A 21904-nucleotide genomic window follows, 5' to 3' on the forward strand; every position below is an offset into this window, starting at 1 on the left:
ATACTATGCTGCGAAAAATCGAAAACGCTTTGGCGGTCATCCTCATCGCCCTCATCGCCGCGCTCCCGCTCTTTTTTAAATTTATGCAGGGTCTGTGCCGTGTGCAAGTGCCCGGCGCCGATATCGCTTTGCTCCATTTCGTATTTTTATTCGCAAGCCTCGCAGGGCTCATAACATGGCGCGAAGAGCGGCACTTGAGTCTCGCGTCGGTAAGCGCATCCTTCGGCGAAAAGATACGCCGCCCGATCGAAGCGGTCAAAACGGGAGGGGCAAGCTGTATCCTCTCGGCGCTCTTTATCGACGCGCTCTGCCAGCTTGTCAATCCTGCGCAGTTCGACGCGCGCTTTTGGGGCATGAGTACGCGGATTTTTTTCGCGTCTCTTCCGCTGTGCTATTTCGGCATCATTTTCGCGATCGCACGCAGAAAGGGCAATCTCATCGCCGCCGTCATCGGCATCGTACTCGGTATCCTCATTTCAATGGGACCCTTTACCGGCATCCTGTATTATCTTTTCGGCGTACAAAACGCGCAGCCCCTGTACGCGATAAACGATGCGTGGCTTTCGTTTTCGAAAATCGCGCTTTTGCCGCTCATCATCATTTTCGCAGCTCTCGCGTTTTGCGGTATGCCGCTTTTTCTCGTGCTCGGCGGCATCGCATACGTGCTCTTTTCCGCGAGCGGCGGCTACGTCGACGTCATCCCGCTTGAAACGTACCGCATACTCACCGATCGCAATATCGCGGCGATTCCCCTCTTTACGATCGCGGGCTACATCCTCGCGCACGGCAGCGCGGGAAACCGCTATGTCGCCGTATTCAAATCGCTCATAGGCCCGTTCCGCGGCGGAACGGTTATCGCGGCCGTCATCGTGACGACGTTTTTCAGCACCTTTACCGGCGTTTCCGGCATAACGATCCTCGCGCTCGGCCCGCTGCTTGCCGTCGTACTCACGGGTTCGGGCTATTCCAAGGACAGAGCCGAATCTCTCGTAACCGCATCCGGCGCGATAGGTTTGCTTTTTCCGCCGAGCGCCGCGATCATCATGTATGCGACCGTCAATTATTTTTCCGTCGACGTGTTCGAACTTTTTAAAGGCGCGATCATCCCCGGCTGCATTATGGCGGTTTCGATGATGGTGACGGGAGCCGTATTGGACAAAAAGGGAGAGCGGCCGAAGTTTTCCGTAAAAGAAGCGCGAGAGGCCGTCCTTCACTGCATCCCCGAACTGCTCATGCCGGTCTTTATTTCGGTACTGTATTTTAAAGGTGTGTTCGACCTCTTTGAAGTTGCGGCTTTCGCCGTCATCTACGCGTTTTGTCTTTCGGTGTTCGTGCGCCGCGATTTTACATTAACAAAATCGACCCGTGTCGTCGCTTCGAGCGTTCCCGTTTCAGGCGGCGTTTTGTTTATACTCGGCGCCGCGTCCGGCATCTCCTATTTTATGCTCGATGCGAACGTCCCCGCTATCCTGACGGACTTTATCACGCAGTACGTAAAAAATCCGTACGTGTTTTTGATATTGATGAACCTCGTCCTGCTCGTCGTCGGCTGTCTCATGGATATGTTTTCCGCGATCCTCATCGTTTCCCCGCTTTTGCTGCCGCTCGCGGAATCTTTCGGCGTGAGTGCGGTCAGAGCCGCCGTCATATTTTTGATGAACCTTTCGATAGGATTTTTGACGCCGCCGGTCGGCATGGATCTGTTTATTTCGTCCTATACCTTCGATAAGCCGCTTTCCCGCGTCGTCAAAGGCATCGTTCCGTTTTTGATCGTACAGTTTGCCGTCCTCATGCTCGTCACTTACGTGCCGTATTTTACGGAAGCGCTTTTGTAGGCGACAAAAGGTGCGCCCCGCGCAATGCGGGGCGTACCTTTTAGATGGAGGAGTCTACTGTGATCTGTCCGTCGATAATACCGCTTTTGCTGCCTTTCAATAGAGTTTTTACCGCGCCGGTTTTTACGGTAAAGAGGATGTCGCTTATACTGCTTTTCAAACTGAAAGCGTAATCCTTTATCGTTGCGACGTTTCCGGAGCGTATCGTTATCGATGTAATCTTTGTGCAGCCCATAAAAGCTTTTTCGCCGATAAATGTAAGATTTTCAGGGAATACGAGTTTCTCTTTTAAATTTTCGCACTGATAAAAAGCGAATCCTCCAATATACGTGAGCGTTGAAGGTAAAATCAAAGTCTCAAGTTTTTTACATCCGGAAAAAGCGCCTGCGTCGATTTTCGTCACACCGTCCGGTACGGTAAGCTGTCCTGTTAAATCATTACAATTTAAAAAAGCATTATATCCGATTTTCGTAATACCGCTCGGCAGGATTATATGTCCTCTCGGTTTTTCTCCCGTATATCCCGCAAGAACGATATCGCCGCCGACGGGTTCGGTTTTAAACTTCGTATAATTCGTAACGACGTAGACGGTTGTGCCGGCGGTCAATGAATCACTGTCGTCTATCGCTGCACCGTTTTCATCGTTCAGTTTCCACTCGTATACTCCGTAGTCGTCGCCTTGCCATTCGTTTTTTAGTTGCAATTTTTCGACTACATAGGATTTTATCACTTCCCATGATGTATTTTCCGGTATTTCGACCGCAGTTTCCTCTACGCGCTCATCGCCTTTTATCGTGATGTTTTGCGCTTTTTCGAAGGCGACTGAAATGACCGTCGGCTTTGTTATAATAAGACTGTAAGAGCTTTTTATTCCTGCTTCTATTATAGGTTCACTGCTTTGCAGCCACCCTCCAATGAGATAGTTAGGTGCAGTTTCAGTAACTTTCGCCGTAAAAGTCACGGTTTTTCCTTTTTCCACCGTATCGCCGTCATTGATTTCAGTTCCGTCGTCAAGTGCTGCAGTGATTTCTCCGCCCTCTGTGGCGACATTAAAGTTTACCGCGTATTTCAGCGTTTCAGGCTCACCGCCGCTTCCGCCCGAACTGTCCGATGCGTTCGTACACCCGCCGAATCCGACCGCTGCGGCAAGCGCAAAAGCGGCCGCCCATGCAGCAATTTTTATGTTTGTCCGTACTTTGCAATTTTTCATACTCTTTCCTCATATAGCAAATTGTGATGCCTTTTTACGCTCACACATACAGTATATAAGATTTTGGAGAAAAAAGCAACTTTGGAGATATTTTTTTTACTCCCCTACTCTTCTATCCCCTGCTCCCTGCTTTGCATTATACGCTTCGACGCGCGCTTTTATATCGCGGTAATTTTCGGGATAATACGCATACTTACGGACGAGGCGGCGCACTCCGTCTTTTATGCCGTAAAGGCGCAGTTCGTCGAAAGGCGGGTCTGAAGCGAATACGCTCCCGTCGACGATCGACGAAAGACCGTTTATCGCTATCCAATTTTCTTTGAGATTCCGCCCTTCGCGCATCGGAGCGTCGAGCGGCACGGCGATATAATCGCTTTCGCTTCGATAGGTTCTGTGATGCGATTTTGCGCGGTATCTTTCGAGAATGAGTTTTTCGTAGCCGAGCTTATCGAGCTTTTTTGCGCCTTCATACGTTTGAATATCCGCACGCCACTTCCATTCCCAAACGTTGACGACGACCGAAGCGGCTGCGACCGAAAAAACGAGAGCGGCGATAATGCCGAGCAGAACCGTCACGCTTCGAGTCCCGGAATCTTTTGCCTGAGCGATTTTAAAAACTGCGCGCCGCTTACCCCTTCGCGAAGGCATGCAAAAAGGCAATTGTCGCCTGCAACGGTGCCGAGTATATCGTCCAAGTCCATATTGTCGAGCGCGTTGCTGACCGTATTCGCGTGACCCGGAAAAGTTTTAATGACGACGATATTGCCCGAACAGTCTATACTGATATAACCGCGCAAAAAATCCTGAATGTAAATCTTTTCCGCTTCCGTGCGCTCTTCTTCTTTTTCGAGCGTGTAGATATAGCCGCCTTTTCCGTCGCTCATTTTGCCGACTTTGAGCAGCTTCAAATCGCGCGAAAGAGTCGCCTGCGTCACATCGTACCCCGCTTTTTGCAAGTGGGCGAGCAGCGACTCCTGGCTTTCGATCCTGTTATTTTTAATAAGTTTTTCTATCGCGCTAAGCCGCGCTCTCCTCTCTTTTACAGCCATCGTATATTGTATACCTCATTTTCACCGAACATACAATCGGATAATTCAGGGCGACTTTTTGCGATCGCATCGCAAAAACCGGGCTTTGCGGGGTTCCGGCTTTCGCCTTCATTCCTCCTCTCGCCTCCGGCTCGCTTCGGAACTTTCGCCCCTCCAATCCCTGTCGCATTAAAATCCGCATTCGACCGAATGCTTTTTCAATGCAGCTCGACGTAGGTTTTTCCCGCTCCTCCGTCTTCGGGAGGTGCAAAACGAAACGCTTTTATGCCCGCACAGTGCGAAAGATAATTTTGCACCGCCTGCTGCAGCACGCCGTTTCCCTTTCCGTGTATGACGCTGAAACGCTTAAAATCGTGAATCGTGCAGAGGTCGAGCTGCCGCTCAAGGGCGGCGATCGCTTCGGCTTCACGGAGTCCCAAAAGACGCAGTTCGAAAGCCGGATGTTCGAGCGCATCTTCGCGCTTCGTTTCGACGGTGACAAGCGGTGCGGATGAAAGCGAGAGCGAAGCGGCGGGCGTCAAATCTTTTTGCTTCATTTCGATTTTTATCGAACCGAACTGTACGAGAAATTTTTCCTTGCCCGTGCGCGAAAGGATCGTGCCGCTCATGCGTTTTTCACCTGCAATGACGGCAGTCCCCGGCTCAAAGGACGGCGCTTTGCTTTTCGTTTCGTTTGCATTGTCGGCGCTTCGGAGCGCGCGGAGCGCTTCGGCGTTTTTCACGCGGCGTTTTGTCGGTTTCGCGCTTTTCGGGTGCGGCATCGGAGTGATATTTTTAAATGCGTTTTGCGCATCGGAAAGTTTTTCGCCTTTTTCGTCGAGCGCTTTTTTTTGCGAGGCGACCGCTTCCGTCAATTCGTCGATATAGCGTTTTACCGCGAGCGTTTTTTCCCTCGTGATCTCGCCCTCTCTGATGACGCGAACGAGATTTTCAAGGCGCTTCCGGCTTTCCGAAAGAAAAGCTTCGGCTTTTTCGTGCGCCGCATCTTGCAGTTCCTGCTCCTTTTGCCGGTTTTCGAGCTCTTTTGCATCGAGAACGTATTGCCTTTCCGCAAGTTCTTCTTCTTTCCGACGGCAGTCTTGCAGGAGAGCATCGGCTTCGGCGTGCTTTGCCGTAAGTCCCGCGATAAGGGCGGAAATATCGGCGGTATTTCCCGCGATATACTCTCGCGCTTTTTCGACGACGGAAGGAGGGAGACCGCTTTTTTGCGCGATGTCGAGAGCGCGGCTTTCGCCCGGAACGCCCATAAGTATGCGGTAGGTCGGCGCGAGCGTTTCCCCGTCGAACTCGGCCGACGCGTTGATGCAGCTTTCGTGCGTCCATCCGTAATTTTTGAGTACGCCCTGATGCGTCGTTACGAGCGTAAAGGCTTTTTTTTCGATAAGCGCGTCGAGAACCGCCATGCCGATCGCAGCACCTTCCTGCGGATCGGTACCGCTTCCGAGTTCGTCGAGGAGGACGAGGCTTTTTTCGCCGCATTCGGCGATCGCGCGCGCGATGTTTTTCATGTGAGAGCCGAACGTCGAAAGCGACGAATCGATCGATTGTCCGTCACCTATGTCGGCGAACACTTTATCGAAGATCGGAAGACGCGAACCTTCCGCTGCGGGAATCGGAAAACCGCTTTGGTTCAAAAGCGAAAAGAGCGCTATCGTTTTGAGCGTAACCGTTTTGCCGCCGGTATTCGGCCCCGTGATTATTAAAACTCTTTTTCCGCTCATAAAGCGCACGTCTATCGGCACCGCTTTTTCTCCGAGCAGGGGATGGCGCGCCCCGAGCAGCGTGAGCGCATCATCCTTTCCGCAGGGAAGCGCATAGGCCGCGCGGTGTTCGCCGCCCCATTTCGCCCTCGCATAAGCTTCGTCGATCGCGATCATAGAAGGAAGAGCCGTTTCGAACAGGGGCACATAAGGCGCAAGCGATGCGGTAAGCTTTTTTAAAATCGCTTTGACCGCGATTTGGAGATTCGCCTCTTCTTCGAGCAGTTCGTTTCCCGTCCGTACCGATTCTTCGGGCTCTATGTACACGGTTTGCCCCGACTGCGACACTTCGTGCACGATACCCGCAATACGGTTTCTGTGAGAAGCTTTAACTGCAAGCACTTGATGACCCGAGCGAAGAGCGGGCACCGTCGATTCGAGGGCGGAGGAAAGCTTTTGGTTTGCCGTATACGAGCGCATAATGCTTTGAATTTTTTTATTGAGGTTTGCGATTTTCGTTTTTATTTCCCGGAGTTCGGGAAGATCTTTCAGCTCTCCGTCGACAGCGACGACCCGTGCGATCTCGGACGCGGGCTTCGTTAAATCGGGAAGGCGTCGGACGGTTTCGGAAAGCGTTTCTATCGAAAGCTCTTTTTCGGCTTCCTCGATGGATGACGAAAGTTTTTTGACCGAAGCGCAAAAGAGCGAAAGCGCCTGAAACTCTTCGACGGAAAGAGAAGAACCCGGAACGCTTATACGAGAAAAAAGGGAGGCGACCGGAGGCCACGAAAAAAGCGCGATTCCGAACGAAGATGCGTTGTATGCGCTCCAATCGCGGCTTATATTTTTAAGCGCTTCGATTTTCGCTTCGTCCGTAAGCGGAAGCCGTTCGCAAAAACTCTTTTTCCCTTCTTCGCTTACGCAGTAGGCGGCCGCTTCGTCTCTGATACGGAAATAGTCAAGCTCGGAAAGTGCTGATGCGTCCATGCTAATCTTCCCAGCTTTGCGATTTCATTTCATCCTTTATGCGCATCCAGCTTTCATAGCGTTCTTCGGTGATCACGCCCGCGTACACGGCTTCGAGGATTTTGCAGCCGGGCTCCGCCGTATGCGTACAGCTCATGCCGAAAGTACAGCTGCCGACGATCGGTTTGAACTCGCGGAAATAAAGCGCCAAATCTTCCGCTGCAATGTCGTGCAGCACAAAGCGGCGGATACCCGGCGTATCGATGATCGAAGCCTCATCTCCCTCTCGTCCGGTAAAGCGCTTATCGATGACGATCGTATTGAGCGAACCTTTCGTCGTCGTATGAGCGCCGCGCTCGTATTTTCGGCTTAAATCTCCCGTGCGGAGCGCTTCGTTTCCCGCAAGCGCGTTTATAAGGCTCGACTTTCCGACGCCCGACTGCCCGACAAAGGCTGCGACGTGCCCTGAAAGCGTGCGCGCCAATGCATCGAGACCCGTACCCGTTTTTGCCGAAACATACAATACCGCATATCCGAGGTCTTCCCATATTTTTGTACGCGCTTGAAAATCGATGTCGTCACCGGCTGCGAGGTCGCATTTATTGCACACGATAATCGGTTCGAGATTTTGACATTCGGCTTGTGCGAGTTCGCGGTCGATAAAGCGCGGGCGGAACGGCGGTTCAGCGGGAGTCGTCACCAAAACGATAAAATCGAGATTCGCCGCAAGAAGCTGCGGACATTTGCGTTTGACGTTCCAGCGCACAAACGAGTTTTTGCGCGGCACGAGCGACAGTATCTGCCCCTTCGAAGAATCGAGCTTATCGGCTTCGACTTCCACGATATCGCCCGGAGCGAGCGGATTGTAAAACCTGTCTTCGCTTTTTAATATTTTTCCTTTGAGCGAACACGAGCGCATCGCCCCGTCGGTGCAGCGCACCGTAAAAAAATTATTCGTTCCGTCGAAGACCGTTCCCTGCATAAAAAATATCGTAATAAAAAGAACGCGATTTTGCAAGCGGCGCATTCGATCCGGCGCTTTCGCTGCAAGTGCCTTATAAGAGCGGCAAGCCTTTCACAAAAACACGATGCCGAACACGGCTCCGAGCAGCATGACGAATACGGGATGGATTTTCGTCCTCATCAAAACGATAAGGGCTGCGGTATAAAACGCAAGACTCGGCCACACGAAAAGATTTTTCCAACCTTCGAGCGTCAAAAGCGAGACGAGGGAAAAAGGCCGGTTCAAGAGCGCGACGATAAAAACCTGAGCCGCAGCTACGAGGATGATTCCCGTAGTCGCAGGTCTAAGCGTCGAAAAAGCTGCTTTTACGAGCGGCGTATCGTGAAATTTCATAAAAAAATGCGCGATTATTAAAATGCAGATAACGGACGGCAGCATTTGGCCGAGCGTCGTAACGATGCCGCCGAAAACGCCGTACTGCGAATAGCCGATATATGTCGCCATATTGATGCCGATCGGTCCCGGCGTCGATTCGGAAATCGCGACCATATTGTAAAACTGTTCGGCGGAGATGACACCCTTGTCGACGAGGGTCTGCTGCATGAGCGTTATGGCGACAAGCCCTCCTCCGATCGTAAACGCACCGATATAAAAGAAAATCAAAAAAAGCTGAAAAAGCGAATACGTCGTTTCCATCACTTATCCTCCATGCCGCTTTCCGTTTTCTCGCTATCGTTCGATTTCGTTTTGTCGGAAAACGCACCGGACGCTTCCGTTTTACCGGACGCGCTCGAAGCGAATTCTTTTTTTCGGGAAAGCACCGAAACGATGACGCCCGTCGCAGCTCCCGCGATGATCATCCAATACGAGGGCACTTTGAAAAACCAAATCGCCGCAAACGAAACTGCGAGGCACAAAAATCCCAAAATCGATTTTACGGTCTTTTTTGAAAATTGAAACACGACCGACGTCAAAAGCGCCGCGACCGACACGTTGATGCCGCGAAGCGCTTTTTGCGCAAGCGGCAAGTGATCAACCGAACTGATAAAGCGCGCGATAAGCGAAATAATAACGACGGACGGAGTAACTATACCGAGCGTCGCGACAATGCCGCCTGCTATCCCCGCCTGCTTAAAGCCGACAAAGGTTGCGACATTTACCGCTATGATGCCCGGAGTCGATTGCCCTATCGCATAATAATCGAGCAGTTCGTCCTCGGTCATCCACTTCTTTTTTTCGATGAGGTCGCGCTGCAAAATCGGCATCATCGCCATACCGCCGCCGAATGTAACCGAACCTATCTTGGCAAGGGAAAGATATAAATCAATCAGTATCGGAATCTTTTTCATACGTATCCTTATTAATTTACAATATTAGTTTTCGTTCGCTCGAATATCGGCTTCACATCCGTAAACCGAAGCATAGCAGTCGCGCCACGCTTTCGCCGCCCTATCCATCGCAAAAGCGGCGTTCTCTTTACGCGAAAGCGTTTTATCGGGATAGATCGGTGAAAGGATATGGAGCGTCGCAATCTTTTTTTTACTGAAAAGCGAGCGGAGTTTTGAAGGCGCGGAAAAGGTGATAAACATCGGAATGACGGGCACTTTGTTTGCGGCGGCGATGTGAAACATACCGCTATGAAAAGGGCGCGGTTTTTCGTAGCGAAGCCACAGCGACTGCTCCGGATAGCCGAGCACGGCGCAGCCCTTTGCGAGCAAAAGTGAAAGCGTTTTTTGCAGCTTGTTCATCGCTTTCACATTTCCGCTGAACGGCAACGTCCCCGCCCCGCGCATGATGCTTCCGATGGGTCCTCTCATATTGTTAAATTCCGCAACCGTGATGTACAGCGTATGCCCGAAAACCGCCTCGCGCACGATCATGTTGTCGAGCGAATGCACGTGATTGCACACGGCGACAAAGCCTTTGATACCGCGGAGATTTTTGCGCCCTTCGACGCGGGCGCCGAGCACGAGTTTTGTCAAAACCGGGCCTAAAACGGAAGCCGTCGTGCGTATAAAGACGCGCCACAAAAAAAACGAAACCGTACGCGGAAGAAAAACATAATCGTCGGTTACCCGGATCATCGCATCATAGTCGATCGGCTGAACGTTTCCGTCGAACTCGCCTTTTTTTTCAAGCTCTGCGATGCGATTTTGTATTTCGCGCTGCGTATCGCCCTTGATGCCGCCGATATCCGTCATTCCGCTTCCTTCATCACCGTTTCAATGCGCTCGATCTGCTGCCACGCTGCGCCTTCGCCGTAATGCGGATTCCGAAGCAGCGTAAAAAATGCCGCAACGTAAAAATATGCGTATTCGGCTATAAAAAAGGGATTGTACAAAAGCACGGCGAGCTTTTCGCCGAACGTAATCTTGAGCGCTTTCGGATCGATTATGAGCGCGATAAACGTATAGAAGACGAGTACGCCGTAGAGTATGAGCATGATGATCATGCCGTATTTTAAAGCGGTAAAATTAATAAATCCGCACTTAAAATAATCGACAGCTGAAGCGATCATGTATAGCACAAAACAAACGGCGGTATTGCCGAAGAACAAAAAGAGCGGGCCGAAGCCGTACAAAAAATCGAAATTTCTTACACGGATGCCGCGTATCTTTTGCACAAACGAAAGCGAGCGATCGCGAAGAGATGCATAGGTTTGTTTTACGATTTTATTGCGGTATTTAAATGAAATCTGCATATAGCCGATGAGCCAACGCTCACGGCGCCGATCCAACGCTTTATGCGAAAGCGCTTCTTCGGTGTAGACGACCGCGTATTCGTAAAAACACGACGACCAGCCGTGAAGAATCGCATTGATCGTCATTTCAAGGTCTTCGGTAAAACTGCGGTACGGCCACCCGCCGATCTCTTCGATGACGTCGCCCCTGACCATAACGCCCGTCCCGCACATCGTACAGGGAACGCCTGCCTTCGCTCTGAACGCATTTCCCATCTTGTCGAGAAAGGTATACGTAAGCGCGCTGCAGTTCGTCGCAAGCGAACGGAGCTTTTTACCGCCGAGGAGATAATTTTTTACTTCGCGCTTACCGAGCACGATCTGAGCGTCCGACGCGAGAGCGTTGTTCATCTCTTCGATAAAATTGTCCGAAGCGATATTGTCTCCGTCGATGATGATATATGCGTCATAGCTTCCGTGCGAGCCGGAAAGCAATTCTTTGAGGGAACCGTCGAGCGCCATACCCTTGCACGTTTGATTTTTGACAATCTGCACATAGGTACCCTCGTATTTTTCCGCTATGGCGCAAGTCGGATCGTCTTCCGAATCGACGATGACGAAGGTATCGAATTTTTTGCGGTCGTAACTTTGGCGCGCAAGGCTGTCGAGTAAGAGTCCGATACCGGCGCTTTCGTCCCGCGCGGGGATAAGGACGGCAAATCGATTTTGCACGCGGTTTATTAAATGCTCGGGCTTTTTAAAACCGCTGACGTAATACAATAAGCGCGGTATGTATAGAACGAAGGCGATCAACGAAATAACGCCGTACATATGGAAGAGAGATACGGCTTGTATATCAGTCATACGCGAATGATAGGAAGTAAACGGGTAAATGTCAATTGCGCGCGTAGGGGTTCGGTATACGCGAAATCCGTGTATATACCGACATACACAACCAACGCACATATGTGCAAATGAATATATTTTCGCTTGCCGTGGTCATCACGACAATCACGACAACACACCCGCGATACGGATACCCCGTCAAACGGATATATTCACGCTTGCTTTTTTACGGTAATATGGATATATTAAAGGCGTGGTAATTACCTACTTTTTTCGTAGATAATTCAGCTTTTGTCCCTTACATAATCAGGAGTTCTATTATTTATGAGTGATCTGCTGCTCGACGTCCGACATGTGTCGGTCGATATAAACGAAAAGCCCGTGCTGCACGGCATCGATTTGAAAATCAATAAAGGCGAAACGCACGTATTTATGGGGCCGAACGGCGCGGGAAAATCTACGCTCGGCAACACGCTTATGGGAAATCCCGTCTACACGCTTACCGAAGGAAAGATCATCTTCGACGGCAAAGACGTAACCGAAGAAAAGACGGACGTGCGCGCGAAAGCCGGTATGTTTTTATCCTTTCAAAATCCGCTCGAAGTGCCGGGCATTTCCCTCGAAACTTTTATCAGAAGCGCGCTCCAGCAGCGCACGGGCGAGCGGATAAAACTTTTCCAATTTCAAAAAGATCTGCAGGCGGCGATGCAATTGTTAAATATGGACGCATCGTACGCTTCGCGCGATTTGAATGTCGGCTTTTCAGGGGGTGAGCGGAAAAAAAGCGAAATCCTGCAGCTGCTTATGCTCAAGCCCAAATTTGCCATACTCGACGAAACCGATTCGGGACTCGACGTGGACGCGGTACGCACCGTATCGAAAGGCATCGAAGCGTATAAACAAAACGGCGGCACGCTGCTCATCATCACGCATTCGACGAAGATACTCGAAAGCCTTGCCGTCGATTTTACGCACGTGCTTGTCAAAGGCAAAATCGTCAAAACGGGAGATGCATCCCTCGTCGATGAAATCAACAAAAACGGATTCGAACGCTTTGAAAAGGACGGCGGACAATGAGCGAAGTCATCGACAGAAACTCCGCCGCAAAAATCGATATCGATACGTCGATGTACGATTTCCGTTACAACGAAAAAGATTTTTATCGTAACGATCCCGGTCTGACCGAAGAAATCGTTTTAAAGCTTTCGAAAGACAAAAACGATCCCGAATGGATGAGGGACTTCCGCCTCGCATCTCTTAAAATCTACAACGAAATGCCCGTGCCGAACTGGGGACCGGATATAAGCGGACTGCACATCGAACACATTGCGACCTACGTGCGCCCGAATACGAAAATGCAAAACAACTGGGAAAACGTTCCCAAAGACATTAAAGAAACCTTCGAAAAGCTCGGTATTCCCGAAGCGGAGCGCACGTCCCTCGCAGGCGTCGGCGCACAGTACGACAGCGAACTCGTCTACCACAATATACGCGACGAAGTTGCAAAGCAGGGCGTCGTTTATTCCGATTTCGAAAGCGCGCTCAGGGGCGAATACGCGGACATGATCAAAGAACATTTTATGCGCTTGATTTCCCCGCGCGCTCACAAATTCGCAGCCCTTCACGGAGCGGTATGGTCGGGCGGTTCGTTCGTATACGTGCCCAAAGGCGTTCACCTCTCCTTTCCGCTGCAGTCGTATTTCCGTTTAAACGCTAAAGGGGCCGGTCAATTCGAACACACGCTCATCATCGTCGACGAAGGAGCGGATTTGCACTTTATCGAAGGGTGTTCCGCACCGAAATACAATGTCGCAAACCTGCACGCGGGAGCCGTCGAACTCTACGTTGCAAAAAACGCGCGGCTCCGTTATTCGACGATCGAAAACTGGTCGAAAAACATGTACAATTTAAACACGAAGCGCGCGCGGGTCGAAGCAGGAGGATCGGTCGAATGGGTGTCAGGTTCGTTCGGCTCGCACATTTCGTATCTCTACCCCGAAAGCGATTTGGTCGGCGAACGGGCAAGAGCCGAATTCACGGGCGTCACCTTTGCCGGAAGCGGCCAGAACCTCGACACGGGAGCGAAGATGGTGCACAGCGCACCCAATACGTCGAGCGTCATTACGACAAAATCGATTTCAAAAGGCGGAGGTATCAGTACTTACCGCTCGGCAATCTACATCGATAAAAAAGCGCACGGCAGCAAAGCTTCCGTTTCGTGTGAATCGCTCATGCTCGACGAAAAATCCAGAAGCGATACGGTGCCCGCTATGGAAATCCGTACCGACGACGTCGATGTCGGACACGAAGCGAAAATCGGACGCATATCGGGAGAGGCGATCTTTTACCTCATGTCGCGCGGCATCGCCGAAGACGAAGCGAGGAGCATGATCGTCAGCGGGTTTGCAAATCCCGTGAGCAAAGAGCTGCCGCTCGAATACGCCGTCGAAATGAATAATCTCATCCGCCTCGAAATGAAAGGCACTCTTTAAGGATCGCGTATGGCTGAAATATTAACAATTAATAATTTACCGACGCTTACGTGGAATTGGCTGAAGATAAATTCGACGCCTTTTTCAACCGATGCTCTTTTTTCGGGCGACGGAGATCCCCGTATAAGCGCCCTCCCCCAAGGTGTCGAATATGAGCGGCACGCAAACGCGGATGCCTATCGCGATCTCGAAACGGGCTGCGGCAAAGCGTTCGGCTCGCATTTTTTTAAAGATGCGAGCGCTTCGCTCCTCACCGTAAAAAAAGGCGTCCGTGCTAAAGAGCCCGTCCGTATCGATTTCGATTTGAGCGATAAAAGCGCGACAGAGGCATTCCACATCATCAAAGCCGAAGAAGGAGCGGAGATCACGGTTATCATGAGATACGAATCGGCGCGAGCTTCATCGGGTACGCAAATTCTTCGTACGATATGCGACGCGGGAAAAGACGCGTTCATTCACTTGATAAAAGTGCAGCTTTTGGGAAAAGGTTTTATGCAGGCCGACGATATCGGCACAACTTGCGCGGAAGGCGGCCGCGTCGAAGTGACGCACGTGATCCTCGGCGGAAAAGAAACGTACACGGGAGCTGCGGGGGCGCTTCCGGCTTTCGGAAGTGCTTTCAAAGCCGACACGGCGTACTTTTGCCGCGGAGAGCAAAAACTCGATTTGAATTACGTCGTGCGCCTCAGCGGAAAAAAGACCGACTGCCAAATGACAGCCCGGGGAACGCTGCAGGACAAAGCCGCGAAAACCTACCGCGGTTCGATCGATTTTATAAAGGGCGCGGCGGGGGCTGCGGGAAACGAGTACGAAGAAGTGTTACTGCTCTCTCCGACCGTCGTCAATAAATCGATCCCGCTCATTCTGTGCGGCGAAGAAGATATCGCAGGCGAACACGGCTCGACGATCGGAAAGCTCGGAGACGACACGCTCTTTTACATGCAGTCGCGCGGCATCGCAAAATCGGAAGCGGAAATGCTCATGGCTCGCGCAAAAATCGTACGCATCGCCGCTCTTATCCCCGACGAAGCGACGGTTGAAAAAATCAACGCTTACTTGGACGAGGTATTTTCACATGACTGATTTCCGAAGCGACTTTCCGTTTTTTTCGAATGAAAAAAATAAGGGTTTAATCTATTTCGACAACGCGGCGACGACGCAGCGGCCGCACCAAGTCATCGATGCGATAAGGCATTTTTACGAAGAAAACAATGCGAATCCCCTGCGCGGCCTCTACGATTTAAGCGTACGTGCGACCGAAGCGTACGAAAATGCGCGGCATACCGTCGCCCGTTTTATCAACGCGGCAGAAGATTGTGAAGTGATTTTTACGCGGAACGCAAGCGAATCGCTGAACCTCATCGCTTATACCTACGGCATGACGAATATACGCGAGGGCGACGAAATCGCCGTTTCGATTATGGAACACCATTCGAACATCCTTCCGTGGCAGATGGTAACAAAAGCGAAGGGCGCAAAGCTCGTCTATTTGGAATGCGATAGGGAAAGCGGCGTCATTTCCGACGAAGAGATTGCGGCAAAGATAGGAAGCCGTACAAAGATCGTGGCCGTTGCGCATGTAAGCAATGTGCTCGGTATCACAAACGATATCGAAAAAATCGCGAAGGCGGCGCACAAAGCGGGAGCGGTCGTCGTTGTAGACGGCGCACAAGCCGTGCCGCACATCAAAACCGACGTGAGAGCCCTCGATGCGGACTTTTACGCGTTCAGCGCCCATAAGCTCACCGGTCCCACAGGATGCGGTGTTTTGTACGGAAAAAAATCGCTTCTTGAAAATATGCCGCCTTTTTTACGCGGCGGTGAAATGATCGAATACGTTACGCGGGAAGAGGCGACATGGGCGCCGCTCCCTGCCAAATTCGAAGCGGGCACGGTAAACGCAGGAGGTGCGGTCGCTCTTGAAGCCGCCGTCAAATACATCGAATCGATCGGCTTCGATTACATAACGAAGCACGACAACTCACTCGCCTCGCGCCTCATCGAAGGCATGAAAAAAATCCCGCACGTAAGCGTTATCGGAAACTCCGACGGAAACCGGCACTGCGGCATCGTTACGTTTACGATAGACGGAGTGCACCCGCACGACATCGCGACCGTACTCGACACGGAGCGCATTGCGATCAGGGCGGGACACCACTGCGCCCAGCCGCTCGGAAGCTACCTCGGCGTTCCTGCGACGGCGCGGGCAAGTGTCTATTTTTACAACACCGAAGAAGAAGTCGACGTTTTTTTGAGTAAAGTAAAAAATATCCGATCGTGGATGGGATTTAAAGATTAGGGAAAACGCTTTCGGCTGCGGAACAAAAAAGCTCGGACGAAAGAGACGGCGCATAAACGCGAATACAAGGACGGCATTGTTATGGAAACGAAAGAACTGTATCGGGAAATCCTCAACGAACACAATTTGAATCCCTCTCATAAAAAACCGATGGCTCGTCCCTCCCTCGTTTTAAACGGCGTCAATCCGAGCTGCGGAGACAATATCACGCTCAGTTTACAGATCGATGATGACGGCACGATCACCGACGGCTCTTTTACCGGAAGCGGCTGCGCCATCTCCCAGGCGTCGGTCGATATGATGCTCGACCTCGTCGTCGGGAAAAATAAAACCGAAGCGCTGCACCTTGCAGACATCTTTATGAACATGATAAAAGGCGATGCGGCCGCATCCGATATCGAACAGCTCGACGAAGCGGCCGCCCTCGAAGACGTTTCGAAAATGCCCGCGCGCGTCAAATGCGCCGTACTCGGCTGGCGGACGATGATGGAAATGTTCGACAAAAACAAATCGGTCGGAAGCGGCAGCGCGACGCACTGCGACAACTGCACGCAAAAAGCCGTGTGCACGAAAAGCTAATACCGAAAGGTCAATCGCTGAATCGGAGAGGGGCCGATCTCCCGGCAAATACGCCTGTGCTCCGCAGTCGGATAGCCTTTGTGCCGCGCGTATCCGTAAGCGGGATATCGTTTATCCATTTCGATCATAATCGCATCCCGGCAGGTTTTTGCGAGTATGCTCGCCGCCATGACGGGAGCGTATTTTGCATCCGCTTTCACTTCCGATCGGCACTCACATCCGATATCGGGACAAAACGTTCCGTCGGCGACGGCGTATATCGTTTTTGCGGAAACACCTGCCCCCTCAGCCCACACGTTGAATTTTATCGAAAGCGCTTCGTACGCTTTTTTCATTGCGAGGAGACTCGCTTCGAGAATATTGATCTCGTCGATGACCGTGTGAGAGACGATGCCGATACCCCAGCACGCTTTTTCTTTAATAATTTTTTCGGCAAGTTCCCGCTTTTTTACGGAAAGTCTTTTCGAATCGTTTAAAATCGCCGGAGGAAAATCGTTCGGCAAAATCACCGCGGAAGCGACGACGGGTCCCGCAAGCGGTCCCCTTCCCGCTTCGTCGAGCCCGCACAAAAGGGGAGCCGACGCATCACCCGCACAAAACGCCGACATTATCGAGCGGTCGGAAAACTCATGCATCCGCGCATCACCTAATAGCCGCTTTCGGTATTGCCGTCGTATTCGAGGGAAATATTTTTTGCATCGGTATAGACCGCATCGAGCGATGTTCCCGAATGACGCAGGTCGGCAGCGAAGGAATTCCCGGTGATTTTGCTTTTTCCGCCGAAAAGTTCGACCGCCCTGCCGTAGCCTCCGGTAACGCGGCACGAAGACGAACGCAATTCGAATTCGCCGTCCTGCACGGAAAAGTTGACCGCGGTCTGCGCTATCGTCGAAATGCGCGAATCGATTATTTTTAATTTGGAGCCGACCGCCGATATACACGACGAATAGCGCTCCGCGGAAGAGGTAATGCCGCAGCCGCTTATCAAAACGACCGACGTATCCGCGCTTATGACGCTGCCGCTTTCGACAAAGGTCGCCCCTATTTCACAGTTTTCCGAAACGAGCACCGAGTGTTCCAAGCGTATGAGCGCATTATTGATTTTTCCCTTTGCGTCGCCGTCATCCCGTCTGACGATGAGATTCAAAAGCGCAAGGCTTGCGCTCCGCACGGTAAGGAAAGAACCCGTACCGAAAACAAGGCGCGCATCGCTTTCGCCGCGTATCGAACAGTTCGATGCGATGATCGTCTCCCCTTTCGGCATAGCGAGCGCACCCGAAATCGTGATGTTCGCAAATCGATTTTTTTCTACCGCGGCGAGGCAATCGGCAAGAGAAGCATAGGGATCGTCCCGCGTTCCGTCCGCGCGCGCTTTATCGGCCGACGCATCGACATAATAGTCGTATTTATCAACGACGACGTGGTATAGGGTATACGCGCTTTTGTTGCCGCTTCGGTCGGCGGCGTACGCGCAGATTTTATAATAGACGGGATCTTCGGACGGCGAATCGAGCGTAAGCGGAGAAGTAAACGGTGTAAACACATCCGCATGCACGACATCGATAAGGGATGCCGCATCTTTTTTTGTCATCGTTCCGGAAAGAGTCACCGGATCACTCACAGCGATAAAGAGATCGGAGTTCTCCTCTCCCGAAAGAAAAAGCTTCACCGCCTTTCTCGAATAAAAAGATTCTGCCGACGAAATGAAAACCGGAACCGAAGGAGGGCGGCGGTCGACTGCGTACGGAACGGAAATCGTCCCCTGATACACCCCGTCGTAATAGATGCCTGCCGTAAAGAGGCCCGACACTTCGTCGCCGAAAAACGTATCGATCTCCGCCGTTTCGAAAAACACCTTTCCCTGTCCTCTTTCGGGTTCGATACCGAATCGGAAACCCGCTCCGCCGTCCAGCGCAATGGCAAGCGAACCGTCTTCACGGCGCTCGGCGTCCGCTTGGGGTTTCGGCGGAAGCACAAAAGAGCTGACGGGATTGCCGGGAGCGACGGCGACGCTTTGCCACGAAATCGTGTGCGCGACTGTCCTGTCAAGGGTGACGCGATCTTTTCCGCCCGTCCAATACGCGTTATCGACCCTGTAAATGAGCGCGGCATTTGTAAAAGTCAATGTATTCCAATCGGTGATTTGAAAGGGAACGTCACGCATGCCGAAGGAACCGGACAGAGCCGGTTTTGTTTTTATGATAAAACGCCACTTCGCCGTACCGTCGGTAAGCACACACGGAATGCAGCGAGAGAGGATGCAGCCGGCGCCGTACGAAATCGAACGTCCCTCTTGAAAGAATTCGGATATGCCGCCGAGAGCGTAATCGAGTTCGGGAGGAAGGGAAAGCACGTCTCCCGCCGTGTAGCCGATAATACCGTTTGCGACGGCGTCTCCGATCGCACTCGCCGAATGCGATGTCGGAAACGGGACAGGTGCGACGGTATACGAAACGCGGTATTCGCTCAAGACGCCGCTTGCATCGACGGACGCGATGCGGAGTTCGACATCGCCTGAAACATCGAGCATGACCGGGCCGTCGTAGGCGAAACCGGATTCGCGCGGATCGGAACCGTTGAGCGAATAATACGCGTTTTCGCCTTCGGAAAGTTCAAGCATGAGCAGCTGTTTGTTTGCCCATACGCCCTTTACGGGATTAATAATTTTTACATCCGCCGAAACGGCTGCAAAAACCAGAGCCGCAAGTCCTATAAGGCATACGCGTTTTTTCATCGCGGTTTTCCTGAAGATTTAGACTTTTCCCAAAATCGGTTCGAGCACGGGACGCAGTTCGGGATCGTCTTTAAAATAATACTCTTCGAGCTCATCCTTTGAAAGCCCGACGAGTTCATGGCTCAAATAGTGAATCCACCGGTCGTCTTCCGGTTTTGTGATTTCCAAAAGCCTGCACCAATAGTCGGGCTGAATGGACTGCTGTTCTTTGTGATAGGTAAAGCGCTTATAATCGTGCACGACGATTTTTATATTGCTGCGGGGTACCCCTCTCTGCAAAAATATTTCGACGAGCGAATTTATCGTTCGTCCGGAATCGAAGATATCGTCGACGAGCATGATCTTATCGCCGGGACGGAGATATTCGGGTGCATACGTCCATCCGTCGACGTACACTTTTTCGTGCTGCTGAACGTCGGTATACGACCTCGCGACGACCGATGCGTACAAAACGGGATGATGATCCTTCCGCACGAGTTTGTAATATTCGCTGATAACGTTCGCCATGTACGCTCCACCGCGCAGCGAACAATAGATCACATCCGGCACAAATCCGTCGGAGTACATTTTATGCGCAATTTTAAGCGCATCGTTTCGCACAACGTCGAACGGAAGAAATTCCTTTATCATCGCTATAACCTCGTTCGCGTCATTATAATCGTAATCGTCGGAATGCTCAACACACATTGCGCGCTCTATCGGGGACACGTGATATTTTCGCGCGACGTACGACCGCACATCCCCTGCATCATACGAATGCGCCGCACACGGAGACACAGCCCTGGTTATGTGTGGAGATTTTCCTTTGCGAACGTGCGCGCGTCGACAGGCCGGCTGAACAGATAGCCTTGAAATTTATCGGGGCCGAAAGGCAGCAGTTTTTCCACGTTGCCGTATGATTCAATGCCTTCCATACACACCGTCATGCCGAGCGCGTGCGCCATGCCGACGATAAATTCGATTATCTTCAAATCTTTCATATCGCCCGTGAGCGCTTTTTGAATAAACGTATAATCGAGCTTGAGCGTATTCGCGTGAATGTCCTGCAGATAGCGCAGGTTTGAAAATCCCGTACCGAAATCGTCGATATCGATTTTTACGCCGAGCGCCAAAAGTTCGGCGAGTACCGATTGAATTTCTTCATCGTCGATATTGCCGCTTTCGGTTATTTCCAGAACAATATTTTTCGGATTGACTTTCGTACGCTCGAGCGCGATCTGCACTTCGCTGACGAGGTTCGACTGCAAAATCTGCACAAAGGAAATATTGACGCTCACATAGAGTTCGGGAAAGAGCGTATTCCACGCGGCACACTGAGCAAACGCTTTTATCAATACCCAACGGCCGACGGGCACGATGAGTCCGCTCCGTTCAAGAATAGGGATGAACTCTCCCGCGCCGACCGTGCCGAAGCGTTCGTTTTTCCATCTCAAAAGCGATTCCGCGCCGACGACGATTTTTGACAATTTTTCACTGTTGCTCTTCCCTACGGCCTTTGCATTTACGATGGGCTGGAACAAAAGTGTAAATCCTTCGAATTTGTTTTTTATGGAATCCCTCATCGCGCTTTCGATTTCGAGAGCGCGAAGATAGTTTGCATATTCGCGGGCATTGAACAGCTCGAGCATATCTTTGCCGTCCTTTCTTGCGAAGTCTACGGTAAACACGAGCTTTGCAAGTATTTCCGTAAGCGTACTCGTATCGTTGATAAACGCGATACCGCCTGCGGAAATGGTAAACACGCGCTTATAGCCCGACGCGTATTCGGCATCCCGAATGCTTTGCTTTATGCCGCTGTATCTGCGGCGTATTTCGTCCACGCTTCCGCCGCTGAAATTTATCAAAAGAAATTTGCCGCCGGAAAACAGATAAGCTTTCGTGTCATCTACGCATTGCCGCTTGCATGCATCCGCGACGATGGACAATATTTCGTTGCCTGCTTCAAAGCCCACGCGCTCGCTTATCGAAATAAGATTGTCGACTTCGATCTGCATCGCAAAACCGCTCAGCGCTCCCGCATCCATGCGCGCCGTATCGAAATCGAACTGAGCGTCCCGTTCCGAACCGAGATTTTCGTCTTCAAAGAAAGGATGCTTTTCTGCGGGATCAATGGACCCGGCGACGATATCGCGTGAAGAAACGGACAAGTGCAACATACGGATCTCAACGGAAACATATTCGCCGTATCTGTTGCGAATGTGGTACGTCGCTTTGATCCGGTTTTTTTTATTTGAAATAATGGATTCGATATCGCCGGAACAACGGACGCGTTCGTCCTCATGCACAAAGGTGATGATTGTCCGCGCCGCGCCCGAGAATTGTGCGCCGGGTAAATCGTAATGAGCCAATGTGCGCTCCGAAATAAAAAATGTATCGGCTGCGATATCGTACACGAATGCAAACGACTCGGTACAGGTTTCAAGAAGCGAGATAATATTTTTTACGATGCTCGAATCAACTTTGTTTTGCAAATTTCTCGTTCCGCTGCAGTACAGTATACAATACTCGATACGATATTGCAATTGCATTGTACACATTATTTTTCACCCG

General features: G+C 51.3%; 19 protein-coding genes. 6 read left to right on the forward strand and 13 right to left on the reverse strand.

Going from position 1 to position 21904, the window contains the following annotated elements; all coding sequences use genetic code 11:
- The first annotated feature begins 5 nt into the window (after nt 1–5).
- On the forward strand, nt 6–1835 hold the full coding sequence (locus H9I36_RS10010) for a TRAP transporter large permease subunit (protein ID WP_187385218.1): 1830 nt from the start codon (nt 6–8) through the stop codon (nt 1833–1835).
- Nucleotides 1836–1875: 40 nt separating this feature from the next.
- Here H9I36_RS10010 and H9I36_RS10015 read toward each other — a convergent pair whose 3' ends face one another.
- From H9I36_RS10015 to H9I36_RS10055, 9 genes are all read right to left on the reverse strand, one after another.
- Entirely contained in the window at nt 1876–3045 is a 1170-nt protein-coding gene (locus H9I36_RS10015) for a leucine-rich repeat domain-containing protein (protein ID WP_187385219.1), read from the reverse strand.
- A gap of 96 nt (nt 3046–3141) precedes the next feature.
- Nucleotides 3142–3621, reverse strand: coding sequence for a hypothetical protein (locus tag H9I36_RS10020; protein WP_187385220.1), 480 nt, complete (start codon nt 3619–3621; stop codon nt 3142–3144).
- Nucleotides 3618–4094, reverse strand: a complete 477-nt coding sequence (locus tag H9I36_RS10025; RefSeq protein ID WP_016519908.1) for an arginine repressor — start codon at nt 4092–4094, stop codon at nt 3618–3620. Before H9I36_RS10025 ends, H9I36_RS10020 begins: the two co-directional genes overlap by 4 nt.
- A gap of 197 nt (nt 4095–4291) precedes the next feature.
- The gene (locus H9I36_RS10030; protein ID WP_187385221.1) at nt 4292–6781 is read right to left on the reverse strand and encodes an endonuclease MutS2; all 2490 of its coding nucleotides are present in this window, start codon (nt 6779–6781) and stop codon (nt 4292–4294) included.
- A gap of 1 nt (nt 6782) precedes the next feature.
- Nucleotides 6783–7742 (reverse strand): ribosome small subunit-dependent GTPase A, encoded by a 960-nt coding sequence (gene rsgA, locus H9I36_RS10035; RefSeq protein WP_187385222.1) that lies wholly within the window; start codon nt 7740–7742, stop codon nt 6783–6785.
- A 93-nt stretch (nt 7743–7835) separates the two neighbouring features.
- Nucleotides 7836–8420 carry a chromate transporter gene (locus H9I36_RS10040; RefSeq protein WP_187385223.1) on the reverse strand — a complete coding sequence of 195 codons (585 nt, stop codon included), beginning with the start codon at nt 8418–8420 and terminating at the stop codon, nt 7836–7838.
- The gene (locus H9I36_RS10045) at nt 8420–9073 is read right to left on the reverse strand and encodes a chromate transporter (RefSeq protein ID WP_255422726.1); all 654 of its coding nucleotides are present in this window, start codon (nt 9071–9073) and stop codon (nt 8420–8422) included. Before H9I36_RS10045 ends, H9I36_RS10040 begins: the two co-directional genes overlap by 1 nt.
- Before the next feature lie 24 nt (nt 9074–9097).
- Nucleotides 9098–9925, reverse strand: coding sequence for a lysophospholipid acyltransferase family protein (locus H9I36_RS10050; RefSeq protein WP_187385224.1), 828 nt, complete (start codon nt 9923–9925; stop codon nt 9098–9100).
- The gene (locus H9I36_RS10055) at nt 9922–11268 is read right to left on the reverse strand and encodes a glycosyltransferase family 2 protein (RefSeq protein WP_187385225.1); all 1347 of its coding nucleotides are present in this window, start codon (nt 11266–11268) and stop codon (nt 9922–9924) included. Before H9I36_RS10055 ends, H9I36_RS10050 begins: the two co-directional genes overlap by 4 nt.
- Nucleotides 11269–11574: 306 nt before the next feature.
- On the opposite strand from H9I36_RS10055, the gene sufC reads away from it, so the two are divergent.
- The 5 genes from sufC (at nt 11575) to sufU (ending at nt 16620) form a co-directional block, all read left to right on the forward strand.
- Complete coding sequence (gene sufC / locus H9I36_RS10060) at nt 11575–12327, forward strand: Fe-S cluster assembly ATPase SufC (RefSeq protein WP_187385226.1); 753 nt, start codon at nt 11575–11577, stop codon at nt 12325–12327.
- The gene (sufB, locus tag H9I36_RS10065; RefSeq protein WP_187385227.1) at nt 12324–13742 is read left to right on the forward strand and encodes a Fe-S cluster assembly protein SufB; all 1419 of its coding nucleotides are present in this window, start codon (nt 12324–12326) and stop codon (nt 13740–13742) included. The genes sufC and sufB overlap by 4 nt, the downstream gene beginning before the upstream one ends.
- A 9-nt stretch (nt 13743–13751) precedes the next feature.
- Nucleotides 13752–14825 carry a SufB/SufD family protein gene (locus H9I36_RS10070; protein WP_187385228.1) on the forward strand — a complete coding sequence of 358 codons (1074 nt, stop codon included), beginning with the start codon at nt 13752–13754 and terminating at the stop codon, nt 14823–14825.
- The gene (locus H9I36_RS10075) at nt 14818–16041 is read left to right on the forward strand and encodes an aminotransferase class V-fold PLP-dependent enzyme (RefSeq protein WP_187385229.1); all 1224 of its coding nucleotides are present in this window, start codon (nt 14818–14820) and stop codon (nt 16039–16041) included. Before H9I36_RS10070 ends, H9I36_RS10075 begins: the two co-directional genes overlap by 8 nt.
- An 81-nt stretch (nt 16042–16122) precedes the next feature.
- Nucleotides 16123–16620 carry a Fe-S cluster assembly sulfur transfer protein SufU gene (gene sufU, locus H9I36_RS10080; RefSeq protein ID WP_187385230.1) on the forward strand — a complete coding sequence of 166 codons (498 nt, stop codon included), beginning with the start codon at nt 16123–16125 and terminating at the stop codon, nt 16618–16620.
- Here the strand turns inward: sufU and H9I36_RS10085 are convergent.
- The 4 genes from H9I36_RS10085 to H9I36_RS10100 all read right to left on the reverse strand — a co-directional run bounded on the left by H9I36_RS10085 (nt 16617) and on the right by H9I36_RS10100 (nt 21825).
- Nucleotides 16617–17228: a ribonuclease HII gene (locus H9I36_RS10085; RefSeq protein WP_187385297.1), complete on the reverse strand. Its 612-nt coding sequence runs from the start codon at nt 17226–17228 to the stop codon at nt 16617–16619. The two genes, sufU and H9I36_RS10085, sit on opposite strands and share 4 nt — an antisense overlap.
- Nucleotides 17229–17266: 38 nt before the next feature.
- Nucleotides 17267–19354: a hypothetical protein gene (locus H9I36_RS10090; RefSeq protein ID WP_187385231.1), complete on the reverse strand. Its 2088-nt coding sequence runs from the start codon at nt 19352–19354 to the stop codon at nt 17267–17269.
- An 18-nt stretch (nt 19355–19372) separates the two neighbouring features.
- Nucleotides 19373–19984: a phosphoribosyltransferase gene (locus H9I36_RS10095; protein ID WP_187385232.1), complete on the reverse strand. Its 612-nt coding sequence runs from the start codon at nt 19982–19984 to the stop codon at nt 19373–19375.
- A 155-nt stretch (nt 19985–20139) separates the two neighbouring features.
- Nucleotides 20140–21825, reverse strand: a complete 1686-nt coding sequence (locus H9I36_RS10100) for an EAL domain-containing protein (protein WP_187385233.1) — start codon at nt 21823–21825, stop codon at nt 20140–20142.
- Between the last annotated feature and the right edge of the window lie 79 nt (nt 21826–21904).

It is taken from the genome of Treponema sp. Marseille-Q4130, assembly GCF_014334325.1.
GTDB lineage: Bacteria > Spirochaetota > Spirochaetia > Treponematales > Treponemataceae > Treponema_D.